This is a genomic window from Gilvimarinus chinensis DSM 19667 (genome assembly GCF_000377745.1).
Taxonomy (GTDB): Bacteria; Pseudomonadota; Gammaproteobacteria; order Pseudomonadales; family Cellvibrionaceae; genus Gilvimarinus; species Gilvimarinus chinensis.
This window is the reverse complement of record NZ_KB898706.1, coordinates 277,908-292,715: the sequence shown is the minus strand read 5'-3', so window position 1 is coordinate 292,715 and position 14,808 is coordinate 277,908. Positions and strand designations below refer to the sequence as shown.

At 51.7% G+C, this 14,808-nt stretch carries 10 protein-coding genes; 4 read left to right on the top strand and 6 right to left on the bottom strand.

Annotated elements, in window-relative coordinates; genetic code table 11:
* The first annotated feature begins 25 nt into the window (after positions 1 to 25).
* The 3 genes from epmB to D568_RS0101330 all read left to right on the top strand — a co-directional run bounded on the left by epmB (position 26) and on the right by D568_RS0101330 (position 5,237).
* Entirely contained in the window at positions 26 to 1,054 is a 1,029-nt protein-coding gene (epmB, locus tag D568_RS0101340) for an EF-P beta-lysylation protein EpmB (RefSeq protein ID WP_020207757.1), read from the top strand.
* Positions 1,055 to 1,115: 61 nt separating this feature from the next.
* Entirely contained in the window at positions 1,116 to 2,921 is a 1,806-nt protein-coding gene (locus tag D568_RS0101335; RefSeq protein ID WP_020207756.1) for a hypothetical protein, read from the top strand.
* Positions 2,922 to 3,155: 234 nt separating this feature from the next.
* On the top strand, positions 3,156 to 5,237 hold the full coding sequence (locus D568_RS0101330; protein WP_020207755.1) for an EAL domain-containing response regulator: 2,082 nt from the start codon (positions 3,156 to 3,158) through the stop codon (positions 5,235 to 5,237).
* A gap of 79 nt (positions 5,238 to 5,316) precedes the next feature.
* On the opposite strand, the gene D568_RS0101325 is transcribed toward D568_RS0101330, so the two are convergent.
* The 5 genes from D568_RS0101325 to D568_RS0101305 all read right to left on the bottom strand — a co-directional run bounded on the left by D568_RS0101325 (position 5,317) and on the right by D568_RS0101305 (position 12,287).
* Positions 5,317 to 6,543: a glycoside hydrolase family 27 protein gene (locus tag D568_RS0101325; RefSeq protein WP_026286775.1), complete on the bottom strand. Its 1,227-nt coding sequence runs from the start codon at positions 6,541 to 6,543 to the stop codon at positions 5,317 to 5,319.
* An 11-nt stretch (positions 6,544 to 6,554) separates the two neighbouring features.
* Positions 6,555 to 7,877, bottom strand: a complete 1,323-nt coding sequence (locus D568_RS0101320; RefSeq protein ID WP_020207753.1) for a glycoside hydrolase 5 family protein — start codon at positions 7,875 to 7,877, stop codon at positions 6,555 to 6,557.
* 37 nt (positions 7,878 to 7,914) lie between these two features.
* Positions 7,915 to 9,135, bottom strand: a complete 1,221-nt coding sequence (locus D568_RS0101315) for an AGE family epimerase/isomerase (RefSeq protein WP_020207752.1) — start codon at positions 9,133 to 9,135, stop codon at positions 7,915 to 7,917.
* Positions 9,132 to 10,313, bottom strand: coding sequence for a 4-O-beta-d-mannosyl-d-glucose phosphorylase Mgp130 (gene mgp130, locus D568_RS0101310; protein WP_020207751.1), 1,182 nt, complete (start codon positions 10,311 to 10,313; stop codon positions 9,132 to 9,134). Before mgp130 ends, D568_RS0101315 begins: the two co-directional genes overlap by 4 nt.
* 114 nt (positions 10,314 to 10,427) lie before the next feature.
* The gene (locus tag D568_RS0101305; protein ID WP_020207750.1) at positions 10,428 to 12,287 is read right to left on the bottom strand and encodes a sodium:solute symporter family protein; all 1,860 of its coding nucleotides are present in this window, start codon (positions 12,285 to 12,287) and stop codon (positions 10,428 to 10,430) included.
* A gap of 291 nt (positions 12,288 to 12,578) precedes the next feature.
* On the opposite strand from D568_RS0101305, the gene D568_RS0101300 reads away from it, so the two are divergent.
* Complete coding sequence (locus D568_RS0101300) at positions 12,579 to 13,583, top strand: LacI family DNA-binding transcriptional regulator (protein WP_020207749.1); 1,005 nt, start codon at positions 12,579 to 12,581, stop codon at positions 13,581 to 13,583.
* A gap of 46 nt (positions 13,584 to 13,629) precedes the next feature.
* On the opposite strand, the gene D568_RS0101295 is transcribed toward D568_RS0101300, so the two are convergent.
* Positions 13,630 to 14,781 carry an AGE family epimerase/isomerase gene (locus D568_RS0101295; protein ID WP_020207748.1) on the bottom strand — a complete coding sequence of 384 codons (1,152 nt, stop codon included), beginning with the start codon at positions 14,779 to 14,781 and terminating at the stop codon, positions 13,630 to 13,632.
* Positions 14,782 to 14,808 lie beyond the last annotated feature (27 nt).

Here is a 14,808-nt window from a genome sequence, read left to right as displayed (position 1 = left end):
CGTTAACTGAATTTGAAAGGCGCCAATGATACATCGAACCGCCGCCACATGGCAGACCGAAACCTGGCAAGAGGCGCTGAAAAACCTGATTCGGACCCCCGAAGCGCTGTTTGCTGAACTGGGGCTGGCCCCTGACCTGCTCCCGGCGGCCCGTTTGGCCAGTCAGGATTTTGCCCTGCGGGTGCCGCACAGCTATGTGGCGCGCATGGAGCGCGGCAATATCAACGACCCACTTCTGCGCCAGGTGCTACCCTTGGGCGACGAGCTTATCGCTGAACCCGGCTACACCCACGACCCGCTGGGCGAAGCCGACAGCAATCAATTGCCGGGGCTTATCCACAAATACCACGGCCGCGTTTTACTGGTGGTGACCGGTAACTGCGCCATCAACTGCCGCTACTGTTTTCGCCGTCACTTTCCCTACAGCGAAAACCGCCCCAGCCGCGACCACTGGCAGCAGGTGTTCGACTATATAAAGAAAGACGAGACCATTACCGAGGTTATTTACAGCGGTGGCGACCCACTTGGCGCACCAGACTCAACCCTTAACTGGCTAACAGATCAAGTCAGTGAAATTTCTCATGTGCGTCGCTTGCGAGTACACTCGCGCCTGCCCATCGTCATTCCATCACGTATTACCGAGGACTGCATTAAAGCTCTGACCCGGCCACACCTGCAAACCACGCTGGTCATTCACGCCAATCACGCCCGTGAATTAAACCACGAGGTTAAACACGCTATTGCCGAGCTTAAACACGCAGACATTACCGTTCTTAACCAAACAGTTTTGCTTAAGGGAATAAACGATTCTCTGAGGGCACTGTCCGAACTGAGTGAAACACTTTTTGCACACGGCGCATTGCCTTACTACCTTCACTTACTGGATAAAGTGCGCGGCGCGGGGCACTTTGACGTTACAGAGTCTGAAGCGCTGTTACTGCATCAAAAGTTACAACATCATTTACCCGGTTATTTAGTGCCTAAACTGGTGCGGGAAATAGCCGGTAAACCGTGTAAAACGCCCGTGCATTCTCTCGTTGACAGGCAATATTAAGCGACAAGCGGCGGCTAAATCCGCTATATTTACTATATCGCAATACAGGTTCAAACATTTAATGAGCAACACTACACCGCAGGAATTACTGACACGGCTACGTCTTCCAGAGCCCGAGCTTAAGCAACTGAGCTTCTGCAAAAGCCCTACCCCTAAAAGTGTCGCCGCCTGGGTGGATGCCTTGCCCCTCACCCGTATCAGCTTTGTCAGCGCTTTACTTTATTCTGCAGTGCCTGAACTTGCCCGCCTGAAAACCGATGGTGAAAATCATTTGGCATTGATTGAGACCGTGCGCCCAGCCGTGCACGGCAGTATTCTCGGACTGTCAAAAACGTTTTTGAACCAGCCCATTATTCTTCCCGAGCCTGCACGCAAAGCAGCCACGGTTGCGCAGGCGTTACAAAAGCATTTAAGCAACGCTTATTCTTGTGCTCTGCGCGATTTACTTAACAGTAAATCCAGCGACGAGCTTCGCGCCCTGGCCATTCACAGAGCAATCACCAGCTTAGGTCACCTTCTGCTGCGCAGCTATCAGCTTTATGCTCCGGCCATGACCCAAGTCTGGCGAGAAATTAACACTCTGTATCAATTAGCCGAGACCCTGTCACTCCATACATTGCCCGTTGATGACCCGCTGCCCCATCACCGGGGTATCAACACCGTTGAAGCGGCTTTTTTACGTATCTGTCTGCTCGCCTCTTGCCGCCCCAATCAGTTGCGTCAAGTGGATTTATACAACGTATACCGCGCCCTTGAGACGCTTGCCCCAAAAGCTCGTTTAGAAAGTGAACGAAACATGACCGCAGAGGGCCTGTACAGCGTTATGCTCGACAGTGCTGGCCCACCCGTATACCGCAACCGGCTCGGCCTTTACGATAGCGACGCCATTCGGCAAATAAACACATCCCATTTGTGTGATGAGTTATCGGCTATCACGAACTCTGCCGATAAACTACGCCCCCTCAGCCTCAATTCGGCGCTGGCTAATCACATTCTGAACGCCTGGCAGCATACCGCGCAGCGAACCTTTGACCGGCACGCCGGTGAAGGCTCTTTAGACGTGACCGTCGGCCTAAGCAATTTGCACTACTACGTAGCCGAGGAAACCCCCTTCAGTATGTTTGTTCGCCAGCCATCCGAAATGGGATTGGAAGACAGCAACGAGGCGGTGTTCAAAAAGCGCAGCTTAAAACTCAAAGACCGAATAAGCTCAGATGCAGGAGATCCTTGGGGCGAAGCGTTTGATGTAGCCCGCCCCGCACTCAACAACACGGGTGCAGCAACAACAAATGTAGATGAAAAAATTCGCCAAAGCTCACGCTTACGCTATCGGGGCGAACACCCGATTTACTCTGTCGACATTGTTGATGTAAGCGCGGGTGGTTATTGCCTTGAGTGGCACACCGAGATTCCACTCCAGCTGCGGGCCGGAGAAATTCTTGGCATCCGAGAACCCGGTCGCTTTAAATGGGCCATCGCGGCGGTGCGCTGGGTGCAGCAAGCCCGTGGCTCCAGCCAACTTGGTATTCAACTGCTCGCACCGCAGGCACAGCCAGCGGCGGCAGCGGTAATACAAAAAACAGGAGACGACGCAGAATACCTGCGGGTGCTGGCGCTGCCCGCTCAAAGACTGGCAAACCGCCCCGCCAGTTTACTGACCAACGCGGTGAGCTTTCATGAGCAGCAAAAAATTAAACTTTACCAAAATGGAAAGCTGTCAACCTTGCAATTGACGCGCAGACTGTTTACCACGGGTGCTATCAGTCAGTTTGCCTATAAAGTGCTGACCAGCACGAGCTCTGATACCGAGGGCAATTCATCCTCAACCCCGTCATCGAATGATTTTTCTGCGGTCTGGCGGCAGTAAAACACGACATCGTCGCATTATCCCACCTTAAGGTGTCGCTTAATTCTTTATTCGTTATTCGGCGGTTGTCGCAGGCCCTGATTCGGGTAATATAGTTAGTCTCGAACTACACATGGACTAAGTACGGCAACTGTATATCGATAATTGGTTTAGCCCAAAGGATCAACGGACATGGTTCCTGGATAGCTCAGCCGGCTTCGCAACCAATGAGAACTAAGAGCAGACTAATCCTCTATGACTCCCAACGACACCATTCGCCTGTTAATCCTTAACGACTCTCAAGCAGAAGCTGAGCGACTCATCAGCATGCTACACAATGCCGGGCACCCAAACCGTGCACAACATGTATCCACTTCTGAGGCGCTCGTTAAATTACTGGAAGATCAAGTTTGGGATTTAGCCATCGGCCACGACAAGACCCAATCATTAACGCCGACCCAAGCCATACAAATCATTCGCCGTCTCAATAAAGACGTCCCACTGATTTTGCAAACGGATGAAGAGGGTAGCCTGCCAGTGGTGGAAGGCATGAAAATAGGGGCGTGTGATGTTATCCGCCTGGATGAGGATCAACACCTTTTACTCGCCATCCAACGAGAAATGAACAATCGCCATCAGCGCCAGGATAAACGTATTGCAGAGCGACGTTTCCGCGAATCTGAGCGCCGGGCTCAATCCCTGCTGGACAGTTCAAGAGATGCGATTGCCTACGTACAAGACGGGCTTTACTTATACGCCAATGAATCCTTTGCTGAGTTATTTGGTTACGAAGATAAAGACGACATTGACTGTATGCCGATTATGGACATGGTGGTTGATTCGGATCAAACCCGGCTGAAAGAGTTTTTAAAGAACTTTACTCTCAAAGGGGTAGACGCAGAATCCACCCAGCTTAACTTCAAAGGCTTACGTCAAGACGGCAGCAGCACCGACATTGCGCTAGAGGTAGCCCACGCCACCTATGATGAAGAGCCCTGCATACAATTCTTAGCCCGCGCCACTCGCACTGAAGGGCCATCTACGCAAGAACTTGAGGCAGTAAAGTCACGCGATGTCGTCACCGGGCTGTACAACCGCAGCTTTATGATCAGCCATGCCGACAAGGCAATAGATGCTATTCACGATGGGCAAAGTCGTGCCCTGCTGTACATCGACATCAATGATTTTGCCGAGAATGTGCAAAGCAAACTCGGCGTTTCCGGGGCGGACTTAGCCTTGGAAGATTTAGCTAAATTATTCTCCTCACAGCTTCAGGAGGGCGAAACACTGGCTCGTTTTGGCGATTCCAGTTTTACGTTATTGAGTGGTCAAACCACCGCTAAGGATGCCGTTGCCCGCGCCGAGAAAATTTGTCAACTAGTGGCCGATCATATCGTAGAGGTGAATCGTAAAACACTGCAACTGAACGCCAGCATCGGGGTATCGCTAATAAACGAAAACACCGTTAATGCTGAAACGGTGATCGAGCAAGCTATCGACGCTGCAGAAAAGGCGCGTGACAGTGAAGAAACCTCTGCTTTACTTTACGAGCCTCCCATCAGCGCCGAAGAAAAAGAAGAAAAAAACCTTCTTGCGGATATCCATCACGCACTGAACAACGACCTGTTCCGCCTGATGTTCCAGCCAATTATCAGTTTGCGTGGCTCCGACGAGGAATATTACGAGGTTCTGTTACGCCTAACCAACCAAGATGGCGAAGAAGTTTCCCCTAACCGCTTTTTAGAGTCCGCCTCCGAGGCTGGACTTGGAACGAAAGTAGACCGGTGGGTAATTTTAGAATCGATTAAAATGCTGTCAGAGCATCGCTCTCGCGGAAGCAATACCAAGCTTATCGTTAACTTAAACCGTGACTCTCTGTGCGATAGCAGCTTACTACCCTGGCTCGCGGTAGCGTTTAAAGCCGCTAAACTGCCTCCAGATTCGGTGGTATTTCAGGCTCAAGAGGTGAGCGTCACCAACCACTTGAACGCCGCCAAAGCGTTAAATAATGGCTTAATGAAACTGGGGACGTCTCTGGCCATCAGTAACTTTGGCTGTGGCCTAAACCCGTTCAACGCCCTCAAGCATGTCAACGCTAAGTTTATTAAAGTGGACGGCTCGTTTACTCAGGACATTCAAAATAAGAGTGAAAGCCCCGAATCACTTACACAACTTCTTCAAGAGCTGCACGAAAATGAAAAAATCACCATTGTGCCTTATGTAGAGAACGCTGGCGTTTTGTCTACACTCTGGCAAGCCGGGGTGCATTATATTCAGGGGCATTATCTGCAAGAGCCAACAGAGTCCATGAGCTACGATTTCAATATGGAAGGTTAAGCGCTACTGAACAAACGCTGATACTGAGTTATAAAAAAGGCGGCAAATTTGCCGCCTTTTTTAATGCTGCTACTTAAGTTTACTGAGCAGGCGTTAAACGCAACACCACCACATCGTGTGGAGGAATTTCCAACTTCAGTGGCTTATCGGTATTGCCCTTACCGCCCTTCCACAAATCTTTCCAGGTAAAGCGTTTATGGTTGAAGTTAATTTCCAGCCCAACCTGATCGTCTTTTACAATATTAAACTGCCAATCGTGGGTGTACTTAAGTACATCGTCGCCACGGTTTAAAAACAGCAGCGCCAGCTCGTCGTTCGCCAACGGCTTGAGGAACACGTTTAAATCGCCCGCATCGATATAGCGCATGGCCTCAACGCCGCGAGGGTCCTGGTTCAGCGCGATAATCTCCTTATTCGTGAGAATTTTACGGGTGGTGTCCGACATGCTGCGCAAGTCATTACCGGTAATCAATGGCGAGTTAAGCATAGCCCACAGTGAAAAGTGCGAACGGTCTTCCGCTTCGGTCATACCGTTACCCACTTCCATCATGTCGTAATCGTTCCAATGACCAGGGCCTGCGTACTGACGCAAACGCAAATCTTTGCGGATATCCAGAATCTTTAAAACACCTAAACTGCTCCAACTGCCCCAGTTGTACGCGCAATCCCAGCAAGGGTAAATATCACCGGTAGCGCGCCAGCTGTGGCCAATATCCTGCGCCCACTCCCAGGGCTGATTATCTCCCCACTCGCAAATGCTGTAATAAATGGGTCGCCCTGCTTTATGCAGCGCATCGCGCATGGTGGTGTAGGCACCAACAGGGTTGATGTTCTCAGTGTCGCACCAGTCGTATTTTAAGTAATCGATACCCCACTCGGCGTAGGTGCGGGCATCTTGATACTCGTAACCGCGTGAACCCGGACGGCCAGCACAGGTGGTGTAACCCGCATCAGAATAAATACCCAATTTTAAGCCTTTGCTGTGCACATAATCTGCCAGCGCTTTCATGCCCGACGGAAAGTGCTCTTCACTGACCTGAATATTGCCCTCTTCGTCCCGCTCGCCGTGCCAGCAGTCATCAATATTGATGTATTCGTAACCGGCATCGCGCATGCCAGTTTCCACCATGGCATCGGCCATTTCGCGAATCATGGTTTCATCCACGTCGCAGTCAAAGGTATTCCAGCTGTTCCACCCCATGGGTGGCGTATCCGCTAAACCTTCAAACTTCTGTTCAGCGGCAGCATTTAAGCTCAGCAGTACCGCACCGCACAAAACGCCAGTTTTAATTAGAGTTTTTCGCATAATCTTGTTCATTATTCTATTGCTTGCAGTGCCTGGGCATGGTCTTTAATAATGCGCAGAGTCGATTCGTCGTTGGAGAAAACCGAATTTAAGCCCTGCGCCTCTTGCGGCGGATCGCCAAAAAAGTCGTCCCCTGGCTGCCACATATAATCTTCACGGTCGGTTTCACCAAAGCCACCCCAGGCCCAGAAATTAGAGCCGGCAAAAGGGCCGCCTTCACGGGCATTCAGTTCAATAAAATCGAATACCTGAGCGTAAAAGCGATCGCGGTACTCGGTGCTGGTGTTGCGAGCAAACACGCCGTTATCGCGCTCTACGCCAAACTCTTCCAGTACAATGGGTTTGTTCAGACGTTCAGCAATAGCCATGTGCTGCTGCATGTAATCTTGTGCGGTTTCCCAGGCGCTGGGGTAAGACGCCTCGGCGTTTTGCGCATCAAACCAGCTCCAGTTTTTAATCCACATGTGAAAAGTCAGGTAGTCGACATTGTCACTGGCGTGGGATTTTTCGAACAGCTCGGCATCTTGCAGCGTACCCATAGCACCTTCGTTACCGGTACTCACCAGCTGTTGTGGTGCTAACGATTTAATGTAACCGGCGGTTTCGTCAATCCACTTTTCAAAATGTGAATAAAACGGGCGACCGTCGGCATCACTGCCCGGGCGCGGCTCGTTGGCCAACTGCCAGGACATAATGGTTGGATCCTGGTTGTAAGCAACACCGGTGATGGTGTTGGTGCGAGTGACAACCTTTTTAATCACATCGCGATACAATGCCTGCGCCTCGGGCATGTGATAAAAGCGCGCCGAGTTCTGCATAAAAGGGTTCCATTTACCGGTCACATCCGGGTCAAGCACTGGCTCGCCGGTAAACCATGCCACATACTGTGACATGCCGCCGGACCACTGCCAGAAATTATTCAGGTAAAGCACCGCCTTCATATCGCGTTTGGCCATTTCCGCCAACAGAAAGTCCATGCCTTCTAACAGCGCCTGGTTGAGATCGCCGGTTTTGTTTTTCACAATCGCGGGACGCACCGCGCGCATCAGCTCGCTCTCTTCCGACGCGGCCAGCACACGAAGATTATTGATACCCTTGGCCTGCAGCAAATCCAACTCTTTAATTAAGCGCGCGCGATCCCCCAACTCACCGGGCGCCCCCAGGTAAGCGCCGTACCACATATTGGCACCGGCGTAACGGTAGGATTTTCCATCCAAAACAAATTGTGAGCCGTCTACGCGCACAAACTCATCGCGTTTGGCATCACTTTGCGGGCCTGCGCAGGCGGCCAACAGGCACACCAGCGCGACAACGATAAAGGGCATTTTTATCATAGGTTGTCTCTACTTATTATGGATTAAGAAAATTGTTTTACTCACTCAGTAACTTTGCCACTTCAATCATGGCGCGACCGTTGTGATAGGGACCTTTCCAGAAACCCGCTTTGTAATCGCGCGCACCGTCGGGCTCATCCAGCCGACAATGCCAGCGCCATTCTCCGCGCTCGCTGTCAATTTGGTAATCCTTAATAAAACGCCAAACATTAGCGGCGGTGGAGAACAGCTCTTGATCGCCACTGAGTTTCCAGGCGAACAAGAAGCCCACCAAGGCTTCTGCCTGTACCCACCAAACGCGCTGCGAGTGAACTTTACCGCTGACTTTTTCCATACTGTCCAGCACCTCCCCAAGCTCACCCAAAGCTTCGTGGCGGCAGGTTTGCGCCAACTGAATAATATCCGGCACCAGTTTATCGGTGAGGGTCTTATCATCCAGCGAGTGCAACGCTTTATACAGTAACCAAGCGCATTCGATATCGTGGCCGTAGGTCAGCTCGGTGGAGCAATCCTGCCAGTCTTCCTGCATAAACATGCGCAGGTGGTAGTTGCCGCGATCAATCATGTAACGGTCAAACAAATCAATGTTGTAAGCCAGCGCCTGCTCTACCCGCTTTTCTTTACACACCTGGTACAGCGAGGTGTAAGCCTCGAGCACATGCAAGTGGGTATTCATGGTTTTGGGAAAGTTAAGGTCTTTTTCGCTCAGGCGTACGTCATCCATCTTGCCCCATTCACGTGTATAGGCCTCAAAATAACCTTCTTGCTCACGATCCACACAGTGCGTTTCGATCAACTCAAAACAGGCCATGGCTTCGTCATAGGCCTGCTGTTCGCCGGTTAACTGGTAATAGGCTACCAGTGCATAAACGGCAAACGCCTGGGCGTACACTTGCTTTTTGTCGTTGGCGACCGAGCCGTCTGCATTGAGTGACCAGTAATAACCACCAAATTCGGCATCGTGAAAATAATCGCGCAAGTATTGGCGAGCACGCTCCGCCGCCTGACGGTACTGTGCATCGCCGGTAAAACGCGCCGCCTCACTGAAGAACCACAAAATACGCGTGTTAAGCACTATGCCTTTTTCCGCGTTCACGTCAGGCTTATTGTCATCGCAAATTTGGCCGTAAAAACCGCCGCGCTCGTTATCGATTGAATAATCCAACCACCAGCGACCAGTGCGCGCCAGCTCGGCGCGGCACTCGGTGGCGATTTGCGCTTTGCTTAACGCAGCTTCTTGCATAGCGGGTAAACTCATTTCAGCGAATCCAGAATGTCCAGGTTGCCTTTGATCAGCGCGTTGCGAGTTTGCACTGACGCAGCAGAGCGCAAACCGTCTTCTGGGGTGTTGGTGCAATAATCCACCAGCTTATCAACGGTTGAGGTAGCCACATGCATGCGGGTGTCGGACGAGGCGTAGTAAATAAATACGTCGTTGTTTTCGTTCACGATCCAGCCGTTGGCAAATGCAACGTTGGATACATCACCTACTCGCTCACTGCCTTGCGGGGCGATAAAGTGACCACCTGGGCGATGGGTAACGACCCAAGGCTTGTTTAAGTCGGTCATAAACACATACAACACATAGCGCAAACCGGCGGCGGTGTTGCGCACACCGTGCGCCAGATGCAGCCAGCCCTTGTCTGTTTTGATGGGCGCAGGGCCCTGACCGTTTTTCACCTCTTTGATGGTGTGGTATTCCTTACCATCGACAATCACTTCGTCTTTGATTTCAGCGTTTTCCATGGACTCGCTCAAACCCCAGCCAATGCCCCCACCAGAACCGACGCTGATAAAGCCATCTTGCGGGCGGGTGTAGAGGGCGTATTTACCATCCACAAACTCGGGGTGCAGTACCACATTGCGCTGCTGGCCTGAGTAGGTAATTAAATCGGGCAGGCGCTCCCAGTTGACCAAGTCTTTGGTACGAGCGATGCCGCACTGAGCTTCAGCGGCCGACAGATCGTTAGGCTGAGTTTCGTCTTTGCGCTCGGTGCAGAACAAACCGTAGATGTAACCGTCTTCGTGCTGGGTTAAGCGCATATCGTACACATTGGTGTCCGGACGATCGGTTTCCGGGAGAGTGATGGGGTAATCCCAAAACTTGAAGTTGTCGACCCCGTTAGGGCTTTCAGCGATAGCGAAGAAGCTTTTACGGTCATTGCCTTCAACCCGCACAGCCAAAATGTACTTGCCGTTCCAATAGAGCGCGCCGGAATTAAACGCGGCATTAACGCCCTGACGCTCCATCAGGTACGGGTTTGTGGCTTCGTTTAAATCGTAGCGCCAAGTAATGGGAGCGTGTTCGGCGGTGAGAATGGGGTTCTCCCAACGCGAGTAAATACCATTGCCCGGTGTCACTTCGCGGTTAGGGCGGGCGATAAGGGCCTCATGGTTTTGTAACAATTCCTTGGCGCGTGTTTTAAAGTCACTCATGTTGTTTGTCCTGCAAGTTCTATTGTTCAGTCGTTTAACTGCCACCGGTGGCGCATTCAGAAACCGGTTACAGATTACATTATAAAAAACCCCAATGAAGGGGCTTGCCCGGCGCTAAGCGCGGGGCAGATATTGCGCTGGGGTGTCCTTTGGATGATCTTCCAAGGTACACCACCAGAACTTCCACAAGTACATACTGCTGGCGGCAACAACCAACAGCGAAATTACAAACTCTTGCCAGTGTTGGATAACCATAAAAATCGCCGAAGCCGTCATAGACGTCTGCCACACAATACCCACGGCGATATTGCCCCAGTCGCGCGCGCAGTGACGGTTGCGTTCCAACTCTGGGTGCTCCTGTTTGGCCGCCTCATAAACCGGGCCCCAGAAGCCCCAGGGCCGAACTTTAATATAGAAGGCTTTCAACACTTCCATGTCGTCGGGCTTGGAAAGCAAAGAGCCAATCACACAGGCAATCAAACAGCCGCCGAAAATAAACGGGAAGGCGTAAACCTGCATAAAGGTGACGTCCAGCATCCATTGCAGCACTTGGATAATCAGCAAGATCACCACCCCGGCGGCCATACCGCAAAAATAGCCCACACCATTAAAGCGCCACCAGAACCACTTGAGCACATTAGAAGCGGTATAGGCGCCGTAGAAGGCACTCACAATCCACATAATGATGGAGTTTAATGACGGCACAAACAGACCGATCAATACACCCAAAACCACAAACAGTACGGACACTATGTAGCTGGCAATCACATAGTTTTTGTCGTCGCCTTCGGGCTTGAAATAGCGCTTGTAAATATCGTTAACCACATAGGCAGGTGCGGCATTAGTGGTGGCGGCAAAAGTGGACATAAACGCCGCCAGCAAGCCGGCGATCAGCAAACCTAACAAACCGGGCGGTACGAATTCGCGCATAGCGAACGGCAAGATTTGCTCGAAGTCCACATCCGGCCCCATGGCACGCAAGTCATCCATAAAGTAAACCAGCGCCAGAATAGTCAAACCGGCAATCAGCATATAGCGCGGGAACAGCAACACCACGTTCACAAAGCCACTCATTTTTGCGGCTTCAGTGGGGCTGCGGGCCGATAGAACACGCTGCATATCATAGTTAGGCGGCGGCCCCATCAGGCTTTTAAGAATGCCCGAGGTCAGCATTAGCATAAAAAAGATGGTAAAGGGCTCGTAGCCATCGGCGACGATTTTTTCGTTCGCGGACTGCAGAATACCGGACCAGTCCATATCCAGATTCCAGCCAAACCCAATGCTCGCCCAGTTATCTGGAACCACCGCCGCCAGCATATCGGGCGACACCTGCTGCATGGCAATAATACCCACCGCCACACAGGCAAAGGTCATAATAAAAAACTGCAGCACCTCGGTGAACACCACGCTGAACATACCGCCTTTCACCACATACACCGTGGTTAACGCCGTAATAATCAAGCCGTAGTAAATATCGTTAGTGGTTGGGTCTGGCGATAATTCCCAGGGCAGAAACACCGAGGCAAATTTACCGATGCCGATAAACCCGTAGGCCAAAAAGCCCACCACGTTAACCAGCGCGAACAGCACCACAATAAGATGGGACAGACGCGCGCCCAGACCATCGCCAAAACGGAAGGTAATCCACTCTGCCCCCGTGAGTACGCCAGAGCGACGCAACCACACAGACAAAAACACCATCATGAATATCTGGTTAAACACGGGCCACAGCCAGGGGATGTATACACTGGTAAGCCCGTAAACGAACAGCAGATACACCATCCACATGGTGCCCGAGATGTCGAACATCCCCGAAGCATTCGAAAGACCGAGGGTATACCACTTAAGCTTGTTGCCACCGAGAAAGTAGCTGCGGATATTTTTACTGGCTTTGGCCGAAATCCAGAAACCGATTACGATTGTGGCCAGGATGTAGCAGACGATGACCGCTACGTCGATAAAAGCTAATTGCATGCTGTAGTCCAACGTTATTATACGAACTCGAGCTGGATTCGAGTGCCCGGGCCGACCAGAGCCTGCTATCAGACTCTACTGCAACCGGTATCAGCCGCGCCCCTAGGCAGAATAATGCCAGAAGCAACGCCCGCTGGGAATTCCCCGAGGGCAATCTCATCGCTCTATCTATACTAACGCGGCGCAATGTAACCGATTACACATCGGATATCCAGCACTTTACACTACTTATCGGCGCCCTGACGCTGTGCTAGTATCCCCGTTTGCATAAAACAGTAAAAGGCAAAGCGAGTGTCCAATATCCGAGATGTAGCCCGCGAGGCAGGCGTATCCGTCGCCACAGTGTCACGCGCCCTGAGCGACCCCGAAAAAGTGTCGCAAACCAGCCTGAGCAAAGTTCACAGCGCCATCGAAAAGGTCGGCTACCGACCCAACATGCTGGCACGCAGCTTTCGCTCAGCGAAAAGCTATGCTGTGGTGGTCTTGGTACCCGACATCACCAACCCGTTTTTCTCCGAGGTGATTCGCTCCATTGAAGATCGCGCGCAACAAAAAGGCTATGCGGTTTTGCTGGGGGATACTCGAGGCTTACCGGAGCGCGAGAAAGAGTACATTCGCCGGGTGGAGACCCGCCTTGCTGACGGTGTGATACAGCTTCGCCCCGACGAGCCCGGTAAGCAGAGCCAAATTCCCAGTGATGTCTCATTTGTGAATGTGTGCGGTTGCGAATCGACCACCGGCCCGCGGGTGCGCATCGATAACCGCGGCGCGGCGCGCTCAGTGGTTGAGTATTTAATATCCCTTGGGCACAAGCGCATTGGCGTCATATCCGGCCTTAGCACCAACCCCCACACCATTGACCGCCTTGAAGGCTACAAAGAAGCGCTGCAAGCGGCCAATATTGAATTCGACAAAACCTTGATTGCCGAGGGTGACTTCACTACCTGGTCTGGCCTCAACAGCGCCAAGCAATTTTGCACTATGACCGAGCGCCCTACTGCCGTATTTTGCATGAACGATGAAATGGCCATTGGCGCCATTCAAACGTTTAAAAGCCAGGGGTTAAAAGTGCCGGAAGATATTTCTGTTACCGGCTTTGATGACATCAGCTACGCCCGCTACAGCGACCCAAGCCTGACCACCGTCACCCAGCCCGCCGAAGAAATGGGCAAGCTGGCCATGGATATGCTGCTGCGATTGATTGAGGGCCAGGAGTTGGCCCAGGAAGAAAATGTATTGCCGGCCGAGTTTGTGATTCGCAAGAGCACCACTGTGCCCTCGAAAAAAACAACGTAAAACACCATTTGCCTGAGTGCAGTTATAACTGCACTCAGGCTTCCCCTCATACTTTTTCTTTCTGATAGCGTAACAATTCCTGCATCATCGCCAGCAGATGGTAAAGAGTGCTGGCAGGGGCCGTATCCGCAACCACCTCGTCTTGTTTGCCACGCTGATCAATATAGCTACCGGGCGTTGAGCCGCACAGATAGTAGTCGAACAAATGCTTAACGGATTCGGCAGCCCGCAGCTCCGCTTGCGCATCTCCCCTCTCTGCCATCACCAGCGAAGCTTTAATAAGCTCCGTCAGCCCCCAGCAGCGCTTGGTGTGCTGCAGCACTTTGCCTTCGGGGGTAACCGAGTCGAACAGTAAACCAGAATCGGGTTTTAAACCCAGTTCAAGACCACGACTATACAGCGTCGACAGGTACTGACTGACATCTTCACCGCTCAAGCGTGAGTACCAATCCAGCAACCACACCCACTCCATCATGTGGCCAGGCTCTACCACCTGGCCGTCATCACCCGGGGCGAGACTCCAATCATCGCTGAAAAACTCAAACAGAACACCGCGCTTTGCGCAAAAAAAGTATTTTTGGAACAAACTATACATTTGCTCTGCACGGGCCAACCACTGTTTATCACCACTGGCCTCAAACAGCGCCATAAACGCTTCAAACAAATGCATGTGCGGGTTTTGGCGCCGCCACTTGTAGTCATAGTCGCCTTCCACCCAGCCGCCATTAATACCAGCAAAGTGTTTTTCAAAATGCGCCACCAGTGTCTCGGCTTTTACCAGTGCACTGCTATCACCATTTACCCGGTATTGCCAGGCGTACGCCAACAGGAAAAACGCATGGTCGTAAAGATCTTGTCGAGTATCAATAACGGCAAGCTCGGGGCTCAGTAAATGCGTAAAACCCGCTTCAGCGCTCGGGTGTGCCGCTTTAGCTTCGACAAAGTCCAACATTCTTTTACCCACCGCCGCGCCATCAGCGCACCAGCCCAAATCTTGCGCAGCGGTAAAAAAGAAGGATTGTCGAGCCTGCACCCGCACACGAATATTAGCCTGATCATCCACCTCGCCCGATGCCAAAAGCCGCTCGCAACTGTTGCCGTGCTCGGTATCGATACTTCGCTGGCGCCATAAAGGTAAGGCCTTATCAACAAACCATGCGGCCAGGTGTTGGGTTTGGCTGGATAAAGAAATACTCATGGAATGTCCTTAATTCTACTGAAAGAA